Raw genomic sequence first — 19,950 nt, forward strand, 5'->3', positions numbered from 1 at the left:
TACTTTTCCCCGCGTGCTGGTATGAGGCATGCAACCGAACGCATTTTCAGGGACCGGTATCATGAGCACCATCATCGACATCCACGCACGCGAAATCCTGGACAGCCGGGGCAACCCCACCGTCGAGGTGGACGTGGTTCTGGAAGACGGCACCATGGGCCGGGCGGCCGTGCCTTCGGGCGCATCGACCGGCGCCTATGAGGCGGTTGAAAAGCGTGATGGCGACAAGTCCCGTTACATGGGCAAGGGCGTGCTCGAAGCCGTGGCCGCCGTGAATGGCGAGATCGCCGAAGAGCTGGTGGGCTTTGACGCGACCGAGCAGGTGGCGATCGACGCCGCGATGATCGAGCTGGACGGCACCCCGAACAAGGGCCGTCTGGGTGCGAACGCAATTCTGGGCGTGTCGCTGGCGGTGGCCAAGGCGGCGGCCGATTTCACCACCCAGCCGCTCTATCGCTATGTGGGTGGCACCTCGGCGCGCGTCCTGCCGGTGCCGATGATGAACATCATCAATGGCGGCGAACATGCCGACAACCCGATCGACATCCAGGAATTCATGATCATGCCCGTGGCCGCCAGCAACATCCGCGAGGCGGTGCGCATGGGTTCGGAAGTGTTCCACACCCTGAAAAAGGAACTGTCGGCCGCCGGTTTGGCCACCGGTGTCGGCGACGAGGGCGGGTTTGCCCCGAACATCGCCTCGACCCGCGAGGCGCTGGATTTCATCCTCAAGTCGATCGAGAAGGCGGGCTACAAGCCGGGTGACGAGATTTATCTGGCGCTGGACTGCGCCGCGACCGAATATTTTAAGGACGGAAAATACGTTCTGGCGGGCGAGGGCAAGACGCTCAGCAGCGACGAGAACGTGGCCTATCTGGCAGCCCTGGTGAACGACTATCCGATCATTTCGATCGAGGACGGCATGTCCGAGGATGACTGGGACGGCTGGAAGGCGCTGACCGACGAGCTGGGCGGCAAGGTGCAGCTGGTGGGTGACGACCTGTTCGTGACCAACCCGGCGCGTCTGGCCGAGGGGATCGAGAAAGGCTGCGCCAACTCGATGCTGGTCAAGGTGAACCAGATCGGTTCGCTGACCGAAACGCTGCGCGCCGTGGATATGGCCCACCGCGCCCGCTATACCAACGTGATGTCCCACCGCTCGGGCGAGACCGAGGACGCCACCATCGCCGATCTGGCCGTGGCGACCAACTGCGGTCAGATCAAGACCGGCTCGCTGGCGCGGTCGGACCGGCTGGCCAAGTACAACCAGCTGATCCGCATCGAGGAATCGCTGGGCGAGGTCGCGGAATACGCGGGGCGTTCGATCCTTCGCAAGTAAGCCGCAAGCTGCTAGGCTGCCCCCCGACATTGGCCGGGGGTCCTTTATGCTGAGTATCGTTGAACCAAAAACGCCGGACCAGTTTGATGCTGTCCGGCGTTTGTGTTGGGATTATCACGCCTATCTGCTGACGCTGGATGAACGGTCGCGGCAGGTCGTGAACACGTTCTATCCACCCGAGAAATATGCGGCTGTTCTGTCCGCCATCGAGATCGAGCATATGCCGCCCAAGGGCGGGACCCGGCTGGCGATGCTGGACGGGCAGGCGGTGGGCTGCGGGATGTTCCAGACGATCGGTCCGGGTATCGCCGAGATCAAGCGCGTGTTCGTGACCGATGACGCTCGGGGCACTGGTGCGGGGTGTGCGATCATGCAGGCGCTGATCGCTCAGTGCCGCAAGGACGGGTTTGAGTTGATCCGGATGGACACCGGGAAACCGCTGGAAGCGGCGACTCGGCTGTATTTGTCTCTGGGGTTCAAGCTGCGCGATGCCTATTCGGATATACCCGAAGTCGCCCAGGGTCAGCTGTTATTCTTCGAAATGTCGCTGACGGGTGACCCCGCTGAACCCAATGGAATTGCAGGGTAATCTTCCCTTGTTCCGGAGTTTGGGGCGGGCAGGGAGAAAAAATGCAAATATAAATGTGATTATGTGTGAACTTGTTCCTACAAGTGTGACGGTGTCGGGCGTAGTGTGACGGTGCAGCAGAAAAGGAGAACGTGATGTCCGCTTCAAGAGTCCTTCTCATTATTTCCGTGCTTTCCGTCGGGGTTCTGGCGGCCTGCGCAGGTCCTGACACTTACCCGATCACCGGCGAGCCGGTGTCGCAGAACGATCCGGTGCAAGAAATGTACTACAATCATGGGCTGATCTTCCGCGGTGAATCACGCTAGAGCTTTTTGCTCATCAACATGTAACGGTCGCGCGGTTTGAAACCGGTCCGAAGGTAGAGTTTCTGCGCGGCCTCGTTGGTTCGATCCACTTCCAGATGCAGGGCCGTCAGGCCGGCCCCGGCCAGTGCTTTGGGCAAGTCCAATAGAACCTCGGTGGCAATTCCGCGGCCGCGAATGGCCGGCCGGATGTAGATTTCGTCCACGAACCCGTCCATCCCCCCGAACTCGACCGACCAACCAAAGGTCAGGATGATATAGCCCAGCGGCGCGCGCGACGGGCCGATTAGATAGATACAGCCGTGCGGGATGCCTTCCAGCAGAGGCATCAGCGCATCGCGCCTTTGGTCGGGGTCCTGCTGGATCCCGGCCTCAGCGTGAAAGGCGGCGACCAGGCCCATCAGGCGATCAAGGTCCTCGGGGCGGGCAAGGCGCAGAGCGGCGCTCATAGCCGCGCCAGCCGTTCGGTCAGCAGGGCAAAGAACCCGTCGGCATCCACGTCGCCGATGAACAGCGCGTTGGGCGTGCGGTCGGTGACGCCCCACCAATCAGCGACGGTCATGCCGAGGGTGAGATCCGACTGGGTTTCGATCTCGACGTTGACGTGACGGCCCGAGAACAGCTCGGGCCGGATCAGATAAGCGGTCACGCAGGGATCGTGCAGGGGCGCGCCTTCGCTGCCGTATTTTTCCTTGTCGAAACGTTCAAAGAAATCGGTCATTTCGGCCACGGCGATGCCGACCTTGGTGCCAAGGGCCCGGAACGTGTCGTTGCGCGGTTTGGTGACCAGCGCCTTGTGCGTCACGTCCAGCGGCATCACCACGATCGGAACACCGGATTTGAACACGATATCAGCGGCCTCGGGGTCGACATGGATGTTGAATTCAGCGGTGGGTGTGATGTTTCCGACTTCGAAGTAAGCGCCACCCATCAGCACGATTTCCTGCACGCGTTCAACAATGTCGGGCGCCTTCTGAAAGGCCGTGGCGATGTTGGTCAGCGGCCCCAGCGGGCAGAGGGTGACGGTGCCGGGATCCTGCGCGCGCAGCGTGTCGATAATGAAATCGACGCCATGCCCCTCGGCCAACGGCATCTGCGGGTCAGGCAGGACGGGGCCGTCCAGCCCTGTCTTGCCATGCACGTGCTCGGCGGTGATCAGCGGGCGTTTCAGCGGGCGATCGCAACCCGCATGGACCGGAATATCGGTACGCCCGGCCAGTTCGCAAACGATGCGCGCATTCTTGGCCGTCAGCTCCAGCGGCACGTTGCCGGCGACGGCGGTGATGCCCAGCACCTCGATTTCGTCGGGGCTGGCCAGCGCCAGCAGGATGGCGACGGCGTCGTCCTGTCCGGGGTCGGTGTCGATGATGATCTTGCGCGCGGTCATGGGGCCTCCGGGGTCTTGAAGGGCGGAGACTGTCAATCCGCGCGCCGCTTGTCCAGCGGTTTCAGGCCCCTGTTCCGGTGGCCACCGGCGGGAGTTTGCCATTTGCCCGGTGTTCTTCGGTTTTTACCGCGTCCCACAGGGCGTCCATCTCTTCCAGCGTGCTGTCCGAAGGGGTCTTGCCACGCGCGGCCAGACGGGCCTCGACCTGCTCGAAGCGGCGGGTGAACTTGGCGTTGGTGCGGCGCAGCGCGGCCTCGGGCTCGATGCCTAAATGGCGGCCGAGATTGACGATCACGAACAGCAGGTCGCCGAACTCGTCCTCAAGCGCGTCCGCGTCCATCTTGTCGCGCGCCTCTTCCAGCTCGGCGGCCTCTTCGGCGATCTTGTCCAGCACATGACCCGCATGGGGCCAGTCAAAGCCCACGCGGGCGGCGCGTTTCTGAAGTTTGTAGGCGCGCAGCAGAGCGGGCAGATTCGCGGCCACGCCGTCCAGCGCACCTTTCTGCTCTTTGCCGGCGCGCTCGGCGGCCTTAATCGCCTCCCAGTCGCGGGTCTGTTGTTCGGCAGACTTGTCGCGGGATTCGTCGCCAAAGACATGCGGGTGGCGGGCCACCATCTTGTCGGACATGGCGCGCACCACGTCCTGAAAGGTGAAATGCCCGGCCTCTTCGGCCATCTGCGCGTGAAAGACCGACTGGAACAGCAGGTCGCCCAGCTCGCCCTTGAGCTCGTCCCAGGCCTGCCGTTCGATGGCGTCGGCGACCTCGTAGGCCTCTTCGATCGTGTAGGGGGCGATGGTGGCGAAATCCTGTTCGATGTCCCACGGGCAGCCGGTGTCCGGGTCACGCAGGCGGCGCATGATTTCCAGCAGCCGCTCGATTCCGGCGTCAGTATCATGGATCAGTGGATTTTCAGCCATTGCGAAGCCCCTTGTTCCGGTGTCAGATGCATCCATCCCGCAGCTTGGATCAGGAGTCCACCCCCGATGCCCGTCGTCAACCGAATTGCCGATTACGCCGCCGACATGGCCGAATGGCGCCAGCACCTGCACACGATCCCGGAACTGGAGTTCGACTGCCATCAGACCGCCGCCTTCGTAGCCGAACGGCTGCGCGAATTCGGCGTGGACGAGCTGCACGAAGGGATCGCGCAGACAGGGATCGTGGCGATCATCAACGGGCAGGGCGACGGCCCCACGATCGGGCTGCGCGCCGACATGGATGCGCTGCCGATCGCTGAAGAAACGGGTGTGGACTATGCCTCGAAGAATCCCGGCAAGATGCATGCCTGCGGGCATGACGGGCACACCACCATGCTGCTGGGCGCGGCGCGGTACCTGGCCGAGACGCGGAATTTCCGGGGCCGCGTGGCGTTGCTGTTCCAACCCGCCGAGGAAGAGGGCGGCGGCGCCGATATCATGGTCAAAGAGGGTGTGATGGACCGGTTCGACATCGCCGAGGTCTATGCGCTGCACAATGCGCCGGGCTTTGCCGAGGGTGCTTTCTATACTACGCCCGGGCCGATCATGGCGGCGGTCGACACGTTCGACATCCACATTCAGGGCGTGGGTGGTCACGGCGCCATGCCGCACGAGACGCGCGACCCGGTCATGGCCGCCTGCGGAATCGCACAGGCGATCCAGACCATCGTCAGCCGCAACCACTATGCGCTGGACGACCTGGTGATCTCGGTCACCCAGATCCACACCGGGACCGTGAACAACGTGATCCCCGACACCGCCTATCTGAACGGCACCGTCCGCACCTTCGACCCGGCGGTGCAGCAGATGGTGATGACCCGCCTTGAGGAAATCGTGCAGGGGCAGGCGGCGTCCTACGGCGTTACGGCGACGCTAGATTATGTCGTGGGCTATCCGGCCACGGTCAACGATTCAGACAAGACCGGTTTCGCCGCCGAGGTGGCGCGCGAAGTGGCAGGCGCCGATCGGGTGATCGCCAATTCGGGCCGCGAGATGGGGGCCGAGGACTTCTCGTACATACTGCAGGAACGCCCGGGCGCCTATCTGTTCCTTGGGCAGGGCGACGGTCCGGGGCTGCATCACCCGAAATACAATTTCAACGACGAGGTCGCACCGGTGGGTGCCTCGTTCTTTGCGCGCATCGTCGAAAAGGCGCAGCCGTTGACCTGACGGTCCGGGCAATACAGGGAGGAAACGGGCCACAATGGCATTGGAAGACGCAAAAAATCAGGTCGATGAGGCCTTTACCAACCCCGACCTGAAGGGGTTGAGTTATGAAAACACCTTTGGCGGGGCCACATCCTTTCTACGGCGGCTCTACACCAAGAACCTGAAAGGCGTGGATATCGCCGTGACCGGCGTGCCGTTTGATCAGGCGGTAACCAATCGCCCCGGCACCCGTCTGGGCCCGCGCGCGATCCGCGAGGCCAGCGCCCTGCAATCGCCCGATGCGCCCTATGGCTGGCCCTTCGATGCGCTCAGCGAGCTGGCGATCATCGACTATGGCGACATGGCCTATGACTATGCCAACATCCCGGCCTTTCCCGACACGCTGACCGACCATATCCGCACCATTCTGGCGGCGGATGTGGCCTCGGTCACGCTGGGGGGCGACCACTATATCAGCTTTCCGATCCTCAAGGCCTATGCCGAGAAACACGGGCCGATGTCGCTGTTGCAGTTCGACGCCCATACCGACACCTGGGCCGATGACGACATGAGCCGGGTGGACCACGGCACCATGTTCTACAAGGCGGTGAAGTCGGGGATCGTGGACCCGAAACGCTCGGTCCAGGTCGGGATCCGCACCACCAACGAGGACACGCTGGGCGTCAACATCATCGACGCGCGAGAGGTCTATGAATCCGGCCCCGCCGCCGCGGCGCAGAAGATCAAGGGCATTTTGGGCGACAGCCCGGTCTATCTGAGCTTTGACATCGACGGGCTGGACCCGGCCTTTGCCCCTGGCACCGGCACGCCAGTCTGGGGCGGGCTCAGCTCGATCCAGGCGCAGATCATCCTGCGCGACATTGCCGGGATCAACATCAAGGGCGGCGACGTGGTCGAGGTGTCTCCGCCGTTCGATACATCCGGCGCCACGGCGATCGCGGGGGCGCATGTGGCGACCCAGATCATCTGCCTGCTGGGATGGACCAAACTGGCGAAAGACGGGCGGCTTTAACCATTGGTTAGCCATGGTTTTGCTATGGCCGGTATCAGGTGAACCAACGGGACAGGGGGCGCGCACGCCATGAGCCAATTCAACCAACCCATCAGCGGCAATGATCTGGCGCGGTTTTCGGGGCCGAACACCTTCATGCGGTTGCCCGCGGCCGATACGCTGGCGGGGCTGGACGTGGCGGTGCTGGGCGTGCCGATGGATATCGGAACCTCGTGGCGGTCGGGCACCCGGTTCGGCCCCAAGCAGATCCGCGCCGAAAGCGCGATGATCCGGCCCTACAACATGGCCACCTTCGCTGCGCCTTTCGACAGCCTCCAGATCGCCGATATCGGAGATCTGGCGATCAACACCTTCTCGCTGGCCGACAGCCTTCGGATCATCAAGGAAAGCTATGACGCGATCCTTGCGCAGGGCGTGATCCCGGTGGCGATGGGGGGCGATCATTCGATCACACTGCCGATTCTGCGGGCCGTTGCCGCGAAACACGGGCCCGTTGCTCTGGTGCATGTGGACGCCCATGCCGACGTGAATGACGAAATGTTCGGCGAGCGCGAAACCCACGGCACCGTCTTTCGCCGCGCGTATGAAGAGGGGCTGATCGTGCCCGCCAAGACCTTTCAGGTCGGTATCCGCGGCTCGGGCTATGCGGCCAGCGATTTCACCGAGGCCAAGGGTTGGGGGTTCCGGCAGTTTCCTGCGTGGGAGTTGTGGCAACAGAACTTGACCCAGATCGGGGCGTTGATCCGCAAGGAAATCGGCGAACATCCGGTCTATGTCACCTACGATATCGACAGCCTGGACCCGGCCTATGCCCCCGGCACCGGCACGCCCGAGATCGGCGGGCTGACCACGCCGCAGGCGCTGCAGCTGATCCACGCGCTGGGGGGCATGAACGTGGTGGGCTGCGACCTGGTCGAGGTCTCTCCGCCCTATGACCCGTCGGGCAATACCGCGCTGACGGCGGCAAACCTGCTGTTCGAGCTGCTGTGCATCCTGCCCGGCGTGACGTCACGGTAGGCAGGGCCGGCAGGTCTTGCCCCGTACCGGCGGGCGGCTAGGGTTCTGCCGGAAGGTCTGAATGGAATGAAACGCATGGTTCTTTGGTTGGTTGTCGCCGCGGTTGTCGGGCTTGGCCTCTATGTGCGGCTGGCACCGTCCGATCCCGCGCGCTGGCATGTGCCGGTCGTGGCCGAGGCCGACCGTGACCTGCCCGGAGGTGTGATCCGCGTGATTCAGACCGGACCGGACGGCCTTGCGCGTCTGGACAAGGTGGCGCGGGCGACGCCGCGCACGACGGCGCTGGCCGGATCGGTGGATGAGGGCCTGATCACCTATGTCACCCGCAGTCGGGTGTTTGGCTTTCCCGATTACACCACCGCCCAGCAGGACGGCGACAAGTTGCGCATCTTCGGGCGGTTACGATTTGGCCGACGGGATTTCGACGTCAACCGCACCCGGGTCGACGGTTGGCTGGCGGCTCTGCAGTCCTGAAGACAGGCACCCCTCGGACACCTCGCGCCACATCGGCACGTTCAGAGACATCTGGCACTGGGCCATGAACATGCGGCCATCGACCTGCAGGCAGACCATCTCGCCCAGTTCGACCCGCGCGCCGGATGTGTCGGTGCAATAGCAATCCTGCACTTTGCCACCGGGGCCGATGACATCGGCCAGACCGGGCGTTGCGCAGACGATCAGCAGGGCAATGATCCGTTTCATGGGCATAGCTTAGCACAAGCCGGGGCCTTGACCAAAGCCGTCGGATGATAGACACCGCCCCAATGATCCCCGAAGAACGTCTTGAACAGATCACCCAGCGATTCCAGTACCTCGAAGCGGCCATGTCCGATGGCGCCTCGGGCGGGGATATCGCGGCTTTGGCCAAGGAATATTCCGACCTCAAGCCGGTGGTCGAACAGATCGCAGCCTGGCGCCAGTTGCGGGCCGATTTGGCCGAGGCTGAGGCGATGCTGGGCGACCCCGACATGAAAGAGCTGGCCGAGGAGGAGATCCCGCAGCTCAAGGCGCGCATCCCCGAGGCCGAACACGCGCTGCAACTGGCGCTACTGCCCAAGGACGCGGCCGATGCGCGGCCGGCGATGCTGGAGATCCGCCCCGGCACCGGCGGCGACGAGGCGGCTTTGTTCGCGGGCGACCTGTTGCGGATGTATCAACGCTATGCCGAGGCGCGCGGCTGGCAGCTAGAGATCATCGAAGAACAGCAGACCGAACTGGGTGGCATCAAGGAAGTGGTGGCCCATATCAAGGGCGACAACGTTTTTGCCCGGCTGAAATACGAATCCGGCGTGCACCGCGTTCAACGCGTGCCCGAAACCGAAAGCGGTGGGCGCATCCACACCTCGGCGGCGACCGTGGCGGTTCTGCCCGAGGCCGAGGACGTGGACATCCAGATCGACCCCAATGACCTGCGTATCGACACGATGCGAAGCTCGGGCGCAGGCGGGCAGCATGTGAACACCACCGACTCGGCCGTGCGGATCACGCACCTGCCGACAGGGATCGTGGTGACCAGTTCCGAGAAGTCACAGCACCGCAACCGCGAGATCGCGATGCAGGTGCTCAAGACGCGTCTCTATGACCTCGAACGTCAACGGATCGACAGTGAGCGCTCGGCCGACCGGGCCAGCCAGGTGGGGTCGGGCGACCGCTCCGAGCGCATCCGTACCTATAATTTCCCGCAGGGCCGGATGACAGATCACCGGATCAACCTGACGCTCTACAAGCTCGATCAGATCATGCAGGGCGATCTGGACGAGGTGATCGACGCGCTGACCGCCGATGATCAGGCCCGCCTGTTGGCGGAGATGGCGCAATGATCGCGGCGCTGACAGCGGCACAGGCCATGGTGGCCGCCACCGCGCGCCTGCGGGCCGCAGGTGTGGACGACCCGGCGCGGGACGCTAGGGTCCTGCTGGCCCATGCCGCCCGGATCGAGGCCAGCCGCGTGACCCTGATCGCTCCCGAAGAGCTCTCGCCCGAGATCGCCGAACGCTATGAGCAACTGGTGTCGCTGCGCGCGATCCGGGTTCCGGTTTCCCATCTGCTGGGTGAGCGCGAGTTTTACGGCCGACGCTTCCGCGTCAGCCGCGACGTGCTGGACCCGCGCCCCGAAACCGAGGCGCTGATCGAAGCGGCCCTGAGCCAGCCGTTTGACCGCGTGCTGGACCTGGGCGTCGGCTCGGGCTGCATCCTGATCACCTTGCTGGCGGAACGCACCAGCGCAACCGGGCTGGGCGTCGATCTGAGCGAGGCCGCCTGTCTGCAGGCCAGCGCCAATGCGGTGGCCCATGGGGTGCAGGATCGGGCAGAGATCCAGCGCTCGGACTGGTTTGAGAACATTGGCGGGTATTTCGACCTGATCGTTTCCAATCCGCCCTATATCGCGCTGGATGAGATGGATGGCCTGTCGCCCGAAGTACGCGAGCACGAGCCGCGTCTGGCTTTGACGGATGAAGCGGACGGGCTGGACGCCTATCGTCGGATTGCGGCCGGCGCCCCGGATCACCTTGTTCCCGGCGGACGGCTTCTGGTGGAAATCGGCCCGACACAGGCGAAGGCTGTCAGCGCGTTGTTCGACGCGGCGGGGCTGGCGGATATCCGTGTCGTTCCTGATCTGGACGGGCGGGACCGGGTGGTGGGCGCCAGATTGCCGGGCTAACCGAGGATTCTGAGGCCGATTTACGCCGGTCGGGGTAAAAAACCCGGCATTTGGTGTATTAACCCCTTGTCTGCGCCGTCAGGACATGCTTACTCAGAGTAGTCAGCGCGGTTGACGCCCTTTCGGCGCACCCCTGACGCCAAGCCCAAAAAAGTCGACATCCCGTGACGGCACAGGCCACAGAGCAGCGCAGAATACGGGTGGATCGACAGTGCAAGACAAGGCTGACGTACAGTAAGATGAGATCCTCCAAATCCCGCTCGCGGGCAAAGAACAACCGCAATCGTCCCTCTGGTGGCAACGTCGTTAACCGGGTTTTCGACAGCTCGGGGCCCGAGGGCAAGGTGCGCGGCACGCCGCAGCAAATCATTGACAAGTACAACCAGCTGGCGCGCGATGCACAGCTGGCCAATGACCGGGTGGCTGCCGAGAACTTTCAGCAACATGCCGAGCATTACCTGCGCCTGCTGAGCGAGGCGCAACGCGAAATGGAGGCGCGTCGGGAAGAGCAGGAACGCCAGAACCGCGAGCGTCAGGCCGAGCGCGATCGAGAGCGGGCGGAACGGCAGGAACGTGAAGCCGCACGCCGGGCGGATCCGGCCGAGGCTCCGCAGCCGGACATCGTTGATCTGAACGCCGATTCGGATACTCCTGAATCGGGGCTTGTCGAGACGCCCGAAAGCACGGGCGCCAAGGCCGAAGCGGCCGAGCGCAAGGACAAACCTGCCCGGAAACCGCGCACCCGCAAGCCCAAGGCCGTAGAAGAGCAGGCCCCCCAAGGCGGCGGCGATGCACCAGAGGCTGCCGAATAAGCCATATCGGTTGCACCCAGAGTTCAAAGGCCCCGGTCAGAGATGTCCGGGGCCGTTTTCGTCCGGGATCAGGTTTTTTGTATCTCGCGCGCCAGCGCGCAGAACGCTTCGAGCGATATCTGCTCGGCACGGTCGGTCGGCTTGATGCCGGCGGCCGTCAGGCGGTCCTCGATATCGGGGGCCATCCCCTTGAGCGAGGCGCGCAGCATCTTGCGGCGCTGATTGAACGCAGCGGCCACGACGCGTGACAGAATACCGGCATCGGCCGGAAAGCGGGGTTCGGGCAGGGCGGTCAGGTGGACCACGGCGCTGCTGACCTTGGGCGGCGGCGTAAATGCACCGGGGGGCAGGGACATGGCGATGCGCGCTTCGGCCCGCCACTGGGCCAGGATCGCCAGCCGCCCATAAGCCTTGGTGCCGGGCTGCGCCACGATGCGTTCGGCCACCTCGCGCTGAAACATCAGGGTCAGGCTTTGCCAGAAGGGCGGCCATTCCGGCGGGGTCAGCCAGCGCACCAGCAGTTCTGTGCCGACATTGTAGGGCAGATTGGCCGCCACGCGGATGGGCGGGGTCAGATGTTCAAGCGGATCGATTTCTAGAGCGTCGCCATTGATGACCTCGAGCCGCCCGGGATAGGCGGTAGCGATTTCCTGAAGTGCGGCGATGCAGCGGGTGTCTTTTTCCACCGCCACCACCTTGCGCGCACCTTCGGCCAGCAAACCGCGGGTCAGGCCTCCGGGGCCGGGACCGATCTCCAGCACGTCGCATTGGCTCAGGTCGCCGGCCTGCCGGGCGATCTTGGCCGTCAGGTTGAGATCGAGCAGGAAGTTCTGGCCCAGCGACTTGCGGGCCGAGAGCTGGTGCTTGGCGATGACCTCGCGCAGCGGGGGGAGGGTGTCGATTGCGCTCATGATCCGGTTACCGTGGCGCAGGGTGCAGGCGGCGCGCCAGAGAATTTTTGCCTTCGGCGGGGATATTTGGCGCCAGTTGAAGGATCAAGTGCTTTGTGCCATGCGTTGGGCGAGTTTCAGCGCCTCGATCAGGCTGGTGGGGTTGGCGATGCCTTTCCCGGCGATGTCGAGCGCGGTGCCGTGATCGGGCGAGGTGCGGATGAAGGGCAGGCCCAGGGTCACGTTCACGCCATGGTCGAAATCGAGCGTCTTGATCGGGATCAGCGCCTGATCGTGATACATGGCGATGGCGGCATCGTAGCGAGCGCGTGCGGCGGCGTGGAACATCGTGTCGGCCGGGTGTGGGCCAGTGACGGTGTAACCGTCGGGGGTGAGATCGGCCAGCAGGGGGGCGATCCAGTCGAGTTCCTCGCGGCCCATCTTGCCGCCTTCGCCGGCATGGGGGTTGAGCCCGGCCACCGCGATGCGAGGATTCGGGATGCCGAATTGGCGGCGCAGGCCGTCGGCGGTGATCGCGATCGTGTCGCGCAGCAGATCGGGCGTGAGCCGCGAGGGCACTTGCGACAGCGGGATGTGGATCGTGGCGGGCACCACGCGGAGTTGCTCGCTGGCCAGCATCATCACCACGCGGGAGCGGCCTGCCAGCGCCGCCAGAAATTCGGTATGGCCCGGATAGGCAAAATCGGCGCCGTCGATCAGGGCCTTCTTGTGGATCGGTGCCGTGCAGAGGGCCGAGGCCGCGCCCGATTGCACCAGCGACACGCCGGTTTCGATGGCGTCGATCACCGAAGGTGCATTGGCCGGATCGGGGTGGCCGGGCATGTTGGGGGCCGGAAAGGTCAGCGGCAGCACGGGCAGCGCCTCTGCGCAGATGTCAGCCACCTGGTCGGGGTCTACGATTTCGGTCGTGGGGATATCGTCCGGCAGGTGGCCGGGATCGCCGATGTAGAAAAACGGACAGCTGTCGCGCATCGCAGCCCAGGCCTTGGCGGCGATTTCCGGACCGATGCCCGAGGGTTCGCCGCAGCTGAGCGCGATGGGCGCGGTCATTGCTCGATGATGGTGGCGTCGGCGCGCAGCTGTTCGACGAGGCTGTTGGCGAATGCCTGCAGGCGTTGCTGCGTCAACGCGTTGGCCACGTCCTCGCGTGACGTGTCCTCACCCAGATCGCGCGTCCGATTGCACAGCATGAGGAACACCAGCGTCTGGCCGTTGTTGCGGGTCAGAGTTGTCGACACCTCGTTGGGATCCAGCTTGGCGAGTTCCAGCGCGATGTCGCGCGGGATTTCGGACGGACTGGCCGAGACCCGGTCGAGTACCTCGGGCGGTTGCCCCTTGGCTATGCCGTACAGGTCGTCGCAGGTATCAACCGTTTCCTTCAGTTCGGCGGCTCTTTGCAACGTATCGGGGCTGAGCCCGCCAGACAGGTAATAGGCCGCATAGTCGATCTTGGAGAACCGCGGCGTGCTGGCGGCCACTTCTCGCAGGCCGCGCATCTGGAACAGGGCTACGGCGTTGGGCAGGCTCAGCGGCGCCGTGACCTCGCCATTCTTCAGGCCAAGGATAACCGGTTGCAGCGCCGGAGGCAGATTGGTGACGTTCAACCAGTCCAAGCGTCCGCCATTTTCGCGTGTCGGAGCTGCCGAGTACTGCGTGGCGGCGGCCGAAAACGCATCGATGGTTTCGACGCGGGCGATCTCGTCGGCCAAGGCTTCGGCCTGTGCCAAGGTTTGCGCATTCACGGGGATGATGATTTCGGACAGCAAAACCTGAAGACCGCCACCGCCGGTCTGACCCATTGCACGGTCAATCTCGTCGTCCGTCGGACGGGCCTGAGAGATAAAGCGGGCGCTGACATAGTCGCGCCATGCCAGCTGGCTGGATACGTAGTCCCTCACGGTTTCCCGGTCGATGCCCGCGTCGGCCAATGCCTTCAGGAACTGATCCGGGGACAACTGACCGCGCGAGGCGAATTCGTCGATCGCAACCTGAATGTCTTCGGGTGTGGGCTGGATGCCGGCTTCGCGCATGGCCTGTTTGCGCAGGCGTTCGTCGATCAGCGCCTTGCGGACTTCGGCCTCAGAGCTGCCGGGGATACCCAGAACTTCGAGGAACCGCTGGCGCTGATCCAGTTCGTACCAGGTGACGATATCCTGATTCACGCGGATAGCCGGTGAAAACAAGCTCTGCGCGGGGGCTTGCTGAGGCGCAACTGTCAGCAAGGCGACCGCGAGGCCGGGCGCAAATGCCGTCAGCCAACGGGAACGAAAGAACCTGGAAAAACCTGAAATCAGCTGCATTTTCTTTTATACTTCTTGCCCCCGCCTTCAACGGCGTATCCTGTCAGTGCAACGGTAAAGCCGAATTCCGTCGAAGGCTCAATACTTGATGTCGAAGTATATCGCCGGCTGACGGACATGTTAACCTGCACACATTCATTTTCATACGTCACACCCAAGCCCAGCCGCAGCGGTTCGGATTCTGCCAGATCATAGCGGGCCAGGGCGTTGGCTCTCCAGTTTTCATCCAGTCGTTGACGTGCGGTCAACCGTATCTCGGATGTCTCCATGTCAAGGTTTTCGGCCGGGTCCGGCTGCTGCCAGATATAGCTTCCGCCCAGTTGGGTCCCCTCGTTGGCCCAGGTTCCGCGCAATTCAGCCTTGGTAAAGCTGAAATCTCCATCCATCAATCCGCGTGCGGCCAGTGTAAGGCCATTGTTCGTCTTGATCTGCCCTGCCAGCAGCAGGTCGGACGAAGTTCCCTGCAGGCCGGACGTAGCGGTGAAGTTCGGATCGGCGGTCGAGCGGAAGACCTGGCCGACCGTGGCCAATGCCCGCCAACCGCCCGGGGCATACCGAGCCCAGTTCACGCCCACGACCGCGGTCGTGCCGTCTTCGCGTCGATCCTCGGCCGGAAAGCGCGACAGGGACAACAGGTTGCCCTGATCAAATTCCTGGAATGTGCTTTCGTCATCGGGCACATCGGTGTCCGAGACATGAGTCCAGCCAAACTGCGCGATCGGCTCCAGAAACTGGGTCGCGCCAGAGGCTTCGCGCCGGGTCATCGGATAGCGCAGTGTCAAAGCCGCACGCGGGGTCGACCGGGTGATCTGGTCGGGGTAGGCGCTGTCGTTGCGAATGTCGAACGTGTCGACCGAAGCCCCCAGTTCCGCATCCGCGCGCAGCCCGGAGGCAAAGGTCCAGCTGCGCAGCCACTGGGCGTCGAATGTGGCGCGGGCCACATCGCGCCCGATGATATCCTCGTCGCTGGTCCGGGTGTGGGTGTGGGTGACGAAGCCCAACCGCACCTCACCGCCGACAGCGGAGGCGGGAAAATAGCGTTTCTGGTAGAACAGATCGAAGACCTGCGACGGGATCTCATCCTGTTCCTCGCTGTCGCGCAGGGTCTTGTAGTGAATGAAGCTGGTCCGAAACGCCGTGTCGCGTTTGATGCGCTCGAGCGCGATCTCGCTGCGCAGACGGTCATAGTCAGGCAGCCCGTAGTCCGCCAGGTATGAGTCGTCCGATGCGGTCTGGACGTCAAAGGTCAGCCGGAAGTCGTTCGGCAGATTGAACCAGCCATTTGCAAAGAAATAGCCCCGATCCTGCTCCTGCTGTACATCGTCGCGGGTATAGGCCCCTTCAAACTGGATGCGGCCGTTCTTGAAGGCCTGCCGGTAGCGATAGCCAAGCGTCGTGGTCTTGGACGACAGGTAGGGGGTCAGCGTCAGATCCCTGTGATCGCCCAGTTTGAAGAAATATGGCGTCTTGACGCCGGTACCCAACTGCGAGGTCGTGCGGATTGACGGCACCAGAAACCCGGTTGCCCGATCCAGTGTCGGGTCCGGCAGTCGCAGGGTTGGAAAGTAGAAAACCGGCACATCCAGGATGCGGAACTGGGCGCCCTCGAAATACAACTGCCGTTCGAGCTGATCATGCGTGACCTTGCGCGCCCGGATCTGCCAGAGGGGCGGCCGACCGTCGGCGCAGACATGGCAGGACGTGGCCGAGACCTTGCTGAACTGCGTGTATCGTCCTGCCGCACGGGTCGCCTGAACCGACGCGATCTGTACCTGCTGATCGAACACCAGCCGTGCGCCGGTCAGCAACCCGTTCTGGATGCCGTCATCCAGTTGCGCTGAGTCCGCAAGGACGGTCGAGCGTCCGCCCTGATCGATCCGGATCGGACCTTCCAGCGTCAGCTCGCCCGACTCGCGGTCGAACACCACGCGCTGTGCGGACAGTTTGACGTCGCCCTGAAAAGCTTCGACGTTGCCCTCGGCCACCAGTTTGCGATCCGGGGTGATGAAGATCCTGTCGGCCACCAGCAGGGCAGGCTGATCCTGTTGTTGTGCCGTGTCAGACGCGGGCGTACTGGTCTCCGAGGTCTGGGCCAATGCCAGCCCCGGACCGGAAAAGAACACGGCACTGGACAAAAGAAGGGGCAGAAGGCGCCGCATCAGCCGTCCTCCGCGTGCAGCAGAAGGCCGAGCGACAGCAATATGGCCGCAAACGGTGGTGCCCAGGCCGCAATCACAATCGGCAATTGGCCGTTCTCTCCCAAAATCTGAGCGAAATTGCGCACGAAGTATATGCCGAACCCCAGCAAAACAGCAGTCAGCACGGCGACGCCGGTGCCGCCGAACCGCACGTGCCGCATGGTGAAGGCCGCGCCGATCAACACCATCGAAATCAGGAAGAATGGGCGCGCCAGCTGCACCTGCAGCCAAACCTCGTATTGCTTGGTTGAAAAGCCCGCCTCGCGCAGGTCGCGGATCAGTTGGGGCAGGTCATAGACCGAGACGCTGTCCTGTTGCCCCAAGGTTTCCAAGATGCGCTGACGGGTCAGCGAAGTGGGCAACCGCAGGGTCTCATGCGTGACGGCGTGGGTCTCGGGGTTGGTGTCGCTGGACAGGGGCCATTCCTTGGTGTTGCGCAGGATCCAGACCCCGTCGTCGAGGCGAGCGCCGTCGGCGATGATCTGACGGGTCGGAAGACCTTCGGGTGAAAACGTGATGATGGTCACGTCGATCAATTCAAGCTCGGCGTCGTTGGTCGATGCGCGGGCATGAATCACCGATTGGCCCTGCGGTGAGCCCTGACGCAGCCAAAGCCCATCGCGGCTGATCGAGAGGGCGGAACTGCCACCGTTTTTGTATAGATCCGAGAAATGCCGGTACTGCTCGGACGTGGCCGCCGCAATCGGGTTCAGCAGGGCCACCGCCAGCGTTCCGATTAGCAGCGCCAGAAGGACCGGTGCCACCAGCGCGCGGATACCCGAGCGGCCGATCGCCCGGGTCACCACGAGTTCCGAGCTTCGGGCGAGGCCGACAAACAGGGCAATGGTCGACAGGATCATCAATAGCGGCAGCATCTCGCTGATCGCAGCGGGCGTGTTCAACAACGTCAGCTGCAGAACCTGGCCAAAGGACAGGTCGGCGTCATTGAACCGACGGGCCTGTTCGATCAGGTCGATCAGGATCATCAGTGTCAGGAATATGGCCCCAATCACCAGAAAGCTCTGCAAAAAGCGGCGGGCGAAGTACCGGTCCAGAATCACGGCCGCATCCCCGGCACGGGGCGTCCAGCAGGCCTGTTGCCAGAATCGCCAAGGCACAAAAACATGCGCGACGGCCTATGCCTGCCGAATGATGCCAAGTTTTCTCCCCCGAGCCTGCCGGTCATTTTGGCGCGACCTTAATGCAATTGGCGGGCGGGGAAAACTGCTATCTGGTCAATGGCGGCGGCGCGGGCTAGGTCTGTGGGCAGAGTTTTTCAGGAGCAAGAAATGAGCAGTCTGGTACCGATCCGTTTTCAAGCCTTCGAACTGGACCTGATGGCACAGGCCCAAGGCCGGGTGGCCATTCTCATACCGGCCGATGGCAAGATGAACCCCGCCGCGCGCCGCGCAAACCGGCTGACCCGTGGTGCCGTGGCCCGGCTGGTGGAAAGCGACCGTTTCGCCAAGGTCAAGACAGGCGACGTGATCTCGTTGGCTTGGCCCGGCGGGATGGAGGCAGAGGCATTGGACATTCTGGTCCTGCCACGCCGCCCGGAACCGGACGAAGCCCGCAAGGGCGGAGCCGCGCTGGCCAAGCTGGCAGGTGGCAAGGACCTGCTGGTCATGGCGGGCAACCAGGTCCGGACCGAGGAACTGGCCCTGGGCATTGCCCTGCGCAGCTATGATTTCGACGCGCACAAAACCAAGGACGATGACGCAAAGGGCGCGGTGACCATCTGCCACGCCAAGCCCGAAGACGCCGAGGCCGCCTTCGCACCGCTCTATGCAGTGGCTGATGGTGTGCGCATGACCCGCGACCTGACGAACGAACCCGCCAACATCCTGACGACGACCGAATTTGCCAACCGTTTGAAAGAGATGGAGGAGTTGGGCCTGAAGGTCGAGGTGCTGGACGAAGACAAACTGGCAGAGTTGGGCATGCGGACCCTGCTGAGCGTCGGGCAAGGCTCGGACAGCCCCTCGAAAGTCGTCGTGATGCAGTGGAATGGCGGCGATGCCGATGACGCGCCGCTGGCTCTGGTCGGTAAGGGGGTCGTTTTTGATACTGGCGGTATCTCGATCAAACCGGCCGCGGGCATGGAAGAGATGACCATGGACATGGGCGGCGCAGGCGTCGTTGCGGGCACCATGCGCGCATTGGCCAAGCGTAAGGCCAAGGCCAATGTCGTGGGCCTGGTCGGGCTCGTCGAGAACATGCCCTCGGGCAGTGCCACGCGGCCGGGCGACGTCGTCAAGTCGATGAAGGGCGATACGGTCGAGATCATCAACACCGATGCCGAGGGACGTTTGGTGCTGTGTGACGTCATGTGGTACGCGCAGGAGCGGTTCAATCCGGTCGGCATGATCGATCTGGCCACCTTGACCGGCGCGATCATCATCGGGCTGGGGCATGAAAACGCAGGCGTGTTTTCCAACAACGACACCTTCTGCGACGCGTTCCTGAAGGCGGCCCGGGCCGAGGATGAAGGCGCGTGGCGTATGCCGCTGGGGCAGGCTTATGACGATCTGCTGAAGTCGCGCATCGCGGACATGAAGAACGTGGGCGGCCGGCCGGCCGGTTCGATCACCGCAGCGCAGTTTCTGCAGCGTTTCGTCAAGGAAGAAACACCCTGGATCCATCTGGACATCGCGGGCGTGGCCTCGGTTGCGGCGGAGACGTCCTATGCGCCCAAGGGCGCCACGGGTTGGGGCGTCCGTGCGCTCAGCCGTTTCGTGCAGGACAATTTCGAGTAGGTCGATGGGCGCCGTCTACTTCTACCACCTGACCCGCCATCCACTTGAGCAGACCTTGCCGGTGTTGCTGGACAAGGCACGGCAGGCCGGGTGGCGGATTGCGGTGCGGGGCACTGACCCTGCGCGGCTGGACTGGCTGGACGAAAGGCTTTGGCTGGGCCCCGAAGACGCGTTTCTGCCGCATGGGCAGGCAGGTGGGCCGCATGACGCGGTTCAGCCGATTCTGCTGACTACCGAGCCGGACGCTGCCAACAACCCGTCTTGCCTGATGGCGGTGGACGGGGCCGAGGTGACGCCGGATGAGGTGACCGCCTCAGAGCGGGTTTGCATCCTGTTCGATGGCAACGATCCAAGCGCGGTGGATCATGCGCGTGGTCAATGGAAGACGCTGACCGCGGCGGGTTGCGCCGCGCAGTATTGGTCGGAGGAATCCGGCCGTTGGGAGAAAAAGGCCGAATCCGGCTGACTCGGGACCGAAATCAGATTGCAGGCGTGGCGATCCGCGCGACAGGAGAT

Annotated in this window: 21 protein-coding genes; 12 read left to right on the forward strand and 9 right to left on the reverse strand. The window is 63.5% G+C overall.

The window, feature by feature from the left end; genetic code table 11:
* The first annotated feature begins 61 nt into the window (after positions 1-61).
* The 3 genes from eno to AC2FNZ_RS05920 all read left to right on the forward strand — a co-directional run bounded on the left by eno (position 62) and on the right by AC2FNZ_RS05920 (position 2,233).
* Positions 62-1,339 (forward strand): phosphopyruvate hydratase, encoded by a 1,278-nt coding sequence (gene eno, locus AC2FNZ_RS05910; RefSeq protein ID WP_496839840.1) that lies wholly within the window; start codon positions 62-64, stop codon positions 1,337-1,339.
* Positions 1,340-1,385: 46 nt separating this feature from the next.
* Positions 1,386-1,928 carry a GNAT family N-acetyltransferase gene (locus AC2FNZ_RS05915; protein ID WP_093962299.1) on the forward strand — a complete coding sequence of 181 codons (543 nt, stop codon included), beginning with the start codon at positions 1,386-1,388 and terminating at the stop codon, positions 1,926-1,928.
* A gap of 134 nt (positions 1,929-2,062) precedes the next feature.
* On the forward strand, positions 2,063-2,233 hold the full coding sequence (locus tag AC2FNZ_RS05920; protein WP_176432427.1) for a hypothetical protein: 171 nt from the start codon (positions 2,063-2,065) through the stop codon (positions 2,231-2,233).
* Here AC2FNZ_RS05920 and AC2FNZ_RS05925 read toward each other — a convergent pair.
* From AC2FNZ_RS05925 to mazG, 3 genes are all read right to left on the reverse strand, one after another.
* The gene (locus AC2FNZ_RS05925; protein WP_480694529.1) at positions 2,230-2,679 is read right to left on the reverse strand and encodes a GNAT family N-acetyltransferase; all 450 of its coding nucleotides are present in this window, start codon (positions 2,677-2,679) and stop codon (positions 2,230-2,232) included. The genes AC2FNZ_RS05920 and AC2FNZ_RS05925 overlap by 4 nt on opposite strands.
* Complete coding sequence (locus tag AC2FNZ_RS05930) at positions 2,676-3,617, reverse strand: nucleoside hydrolase (protein WP_496839842.1); 942 nt, start codon at positions 3,615-3,617, stop codon at positions 2,676-2,678. Before AC2FNZ_RS05930 ends, AC2FNZ_RS05925 begins: the two co-directional genes overlap by 4 nt.
* Before the next feature lie 61 nt (positions 3,618-3,678).
* Positions 3,679-4,536 (reverse strand): nucleoside triphosphate pyrophosphohydrolase, encoded by an 858-nt coding sequence (mazG, locus tag AC2FNZ_RS05935; protein WP_496839843.1) that lies wholly within the window; start codon positions 4,534-4,536, stop codon positions 3,679-3,681.
* Positions 4,537-4,602: 66 nt separating this feature from the next.
* Here mazG and AC2FNZ_RS05940 point away from each other — a divergent pair, with 66 nt between their 5' ends.
* From AC2FNZ_RS05940 to AC2FNZ_RS05955, 4 genes are all read left to right on the forward strand, one after another.
* A complete protein-coding gene (locus AC2FNZ_RS05940; protein ID WP_496839844.1) occupies positions 4,603-5,766 on the forward strand; it encodes a M20 aminoacylase family protein in 1,164 nt (387 codons plus the stop codon).
* Between the two features lie 34 nt (positions 5,767-5,800).
* Positions 5,801-6,778, forward strand: a complete 978-nt coding sequence (speB, locus tag AC2FNZ_RS05945) for an agmatinase (RefSeq protein ID WP_496839845.1) — start codon at positions 5,801-5,803, stop codon at positions 6,776-6,778.
* Between the two features lie 69 nt (positions 6,779-6,847).
* Positions 6,848-7,795 carry an agmatinase gene (speB, locus tag AC2FNZ_RS05950; RefSeq protein WP_093962293.1) on the forward strand — a complete coding sequence of 316 codons (948 nt, stop codon included), beginning with the start codon at positions 6,848-6,850 and terminating at the stop codon, positions 7,793-7,795.
* A 66-nt stretch (positions 7,796-7,861) separates the two neighbouring features.
* Positions 7,862-8,269, forward strand: coding sequence for a DUF1499 domain-containing protein (locus AC2FNZ_RS05955; protein WP_170599596.1), 408 nt, complete (start codon positions 7,862-7,864; stop codon positions 8,267-8,269).
* Here AC2FNZ_RS05955 and AC2FNZ_RS05960 read toward each other — a convergent pair.
* A complete protein-coding gene (locus AC2FNZ_RS05960; protein WP_170370601.1) occupies positions 8,195-8,497 on the reverse strand; it encodes a hypothetical protein in 303 nt (100 codons plus the stop codon). The two genes, AC2FNZ_RS05955 and AC2FNZ_RS05960, sit on opposite strands and share 75 nt — an antisense overlap.
* 62 nt (positions 8,498-8,559) lie before the next feature.
* On the opposite strand from AC2FNZ_RS05960, the gene prfA reads away from it, so the two are divergent.
* The 3 genes from prfA to AC2FNZ_RS05975 all read left to right on the forward strand — a co-directional run bounded on the left by prfA (position 8,560) and on the right by AC2FNZ_RS05975 (position 11,269).
* Positions 8,560-9,615, forward strand: a complete 1,056-nt coding sequence (gene prfA, locus AC2FNZ_RS05965; protein WP_093962290.1) for a peptide chain release factor 1 — start codon at positions 8,560-8,562, stop codon at positions 9,613-9,615.
* Entirely contained in the window at positions 9,612-10,457 is an 846-nt protein-coding gene (prmC, locus tag AC2FNZ_RS05970; RefSeq protein ID WP_496839846.1) for a peptide chain release factor N(5)-glutamine methyltransferase, read from the forward strand. Before prfA ends, prmC begins: the two co-directional genes overlap by 4 nt.
* Positions 10,458-10,696: 239 nt before the next feature.
* A complete protein-coding gene (locus AC2FNZ_RS05975; protein WP_170586991.1) occupies positions 10,697-11,269 on the forward strand; it encodes a DUF4167 domain-containing protein in 573 nt (190 codons plus the stop codon).
* Positions 11,270-11,337: 68 nt separating this feature from the next.
* Here the strand turns inward: AC2FNZ_RS05975 and rsmA are convergent, their stop codons facing one another.
* From rsmA to lptG, 5 genes are all read right to left on the reverse strand, one after another.
* Positions 11,338-12,180 (reverse strand): 16S rRNA (adenine(1518)-N(6)/adenine(1519)-N(6))-dimethyltransferase RsmA, encoded by an 843-nt coding sequence (gene rsmA / locus AC2FNZ_RS05980; RefSeq protein WP_170363315.1) that lies wholly within the window; start codon positions 12,178-12,180, stop codon positions 11,338-11,340.
* A gap of 84 nt (positions 12,181-12,264) precedes the next feature.
* The gene (gene pdxA / locus AC2FNZ_RS05985; RefSeq protein ID WP_496839847.1) at positions 12,265-13,230 is read right to left on the reverse strand and encodes a 4-hydroxythreonine-4-phosphate dehydrogenase PdxA; all 966 of its coding nucleotides are present in this window, start codon (positions 13,228-13,230) and stop codon (positions 12,265-12,267) included.
* Positions 13,227-14,480 carry a peptidylprolyl isomerase gene (locus tag AC2FNZ_RS05990; protein ID WP_496839848.1) on the reverse strand — a complete coding sequence of 418 codons (1,254 nt, stop codon included), beginning with the start codon at positions 14,478-14,480 and terminating at the stop codon, positions 13,227-13,229. The genes pdxA and AC2FNZ_RS05990 overlap by 4 nt, the downstream gene beginning before the upstream one ends.
* The gene (locus tag AC2FNZ_RS05995) at positions 14,471-16,639 is read right to left on the reverse strand and encodes an LPS-assembly protein LptD (protein ID WP_170390351.1); all 2,169 of its coding nucleotides are present in this window, start codon (positions 16,637-16,639) and stop codon (positions 14,471-14,473) included. The genes AC2FNZ_RS05990 and AC2FNZ_RS05995 overlap by 10 nt, the downstream gene beginning before the upstream one ends.
* Positions 16,639-17,739, reverse strand: coding sequence for an LPS export ABC transporter permease LptG (gene lptG / locus AC2FNZ_RS06000; RefSeq protein ID WP_496839849.1), 1,101 nt, complete (start codon positions 17,737-17,739; stop codon positions 16,639-16,641). The genes AC2FNZ_RS05995 and lptG overlap by 1 nt, the downstream gene beginning before the upstream one ends.
* Before the next feature lie 228 nt (positions 17,740-17,967).
* On the opposite strand from lptG, the gene AC2FNZ_RS06005 reads away from it, so the two are divergent.
* Positions 17,968-19,434, forward strand: a complete 1,467-nt coding sequence (locus AC2FNZ_RS06005; RefSeq protein WP_093962283.1) for a leucyl aminopeptidase — start codon at positions 17,968-17,970, stop codon at positions 19,432-19,434.
* A 4-nt stretch (positions 19,435-19,438) separates the two neighbouring features.
* A complete protein-coding gene (locus AC2FNZ_RS06010; protein WP_496839851.1) occupies positions 19,439-19,900 on the forward strand; it encodes a DNA polymerase III subunit chi in 462 nt (153 codons plus the stop codon).
* The last annotated feature ends 50 nt before the right edge of the window (positions 19,901-19,950 follow it).

Source organism: Ruegeria sp. SAZA006 (assembly GCF_059613465.1).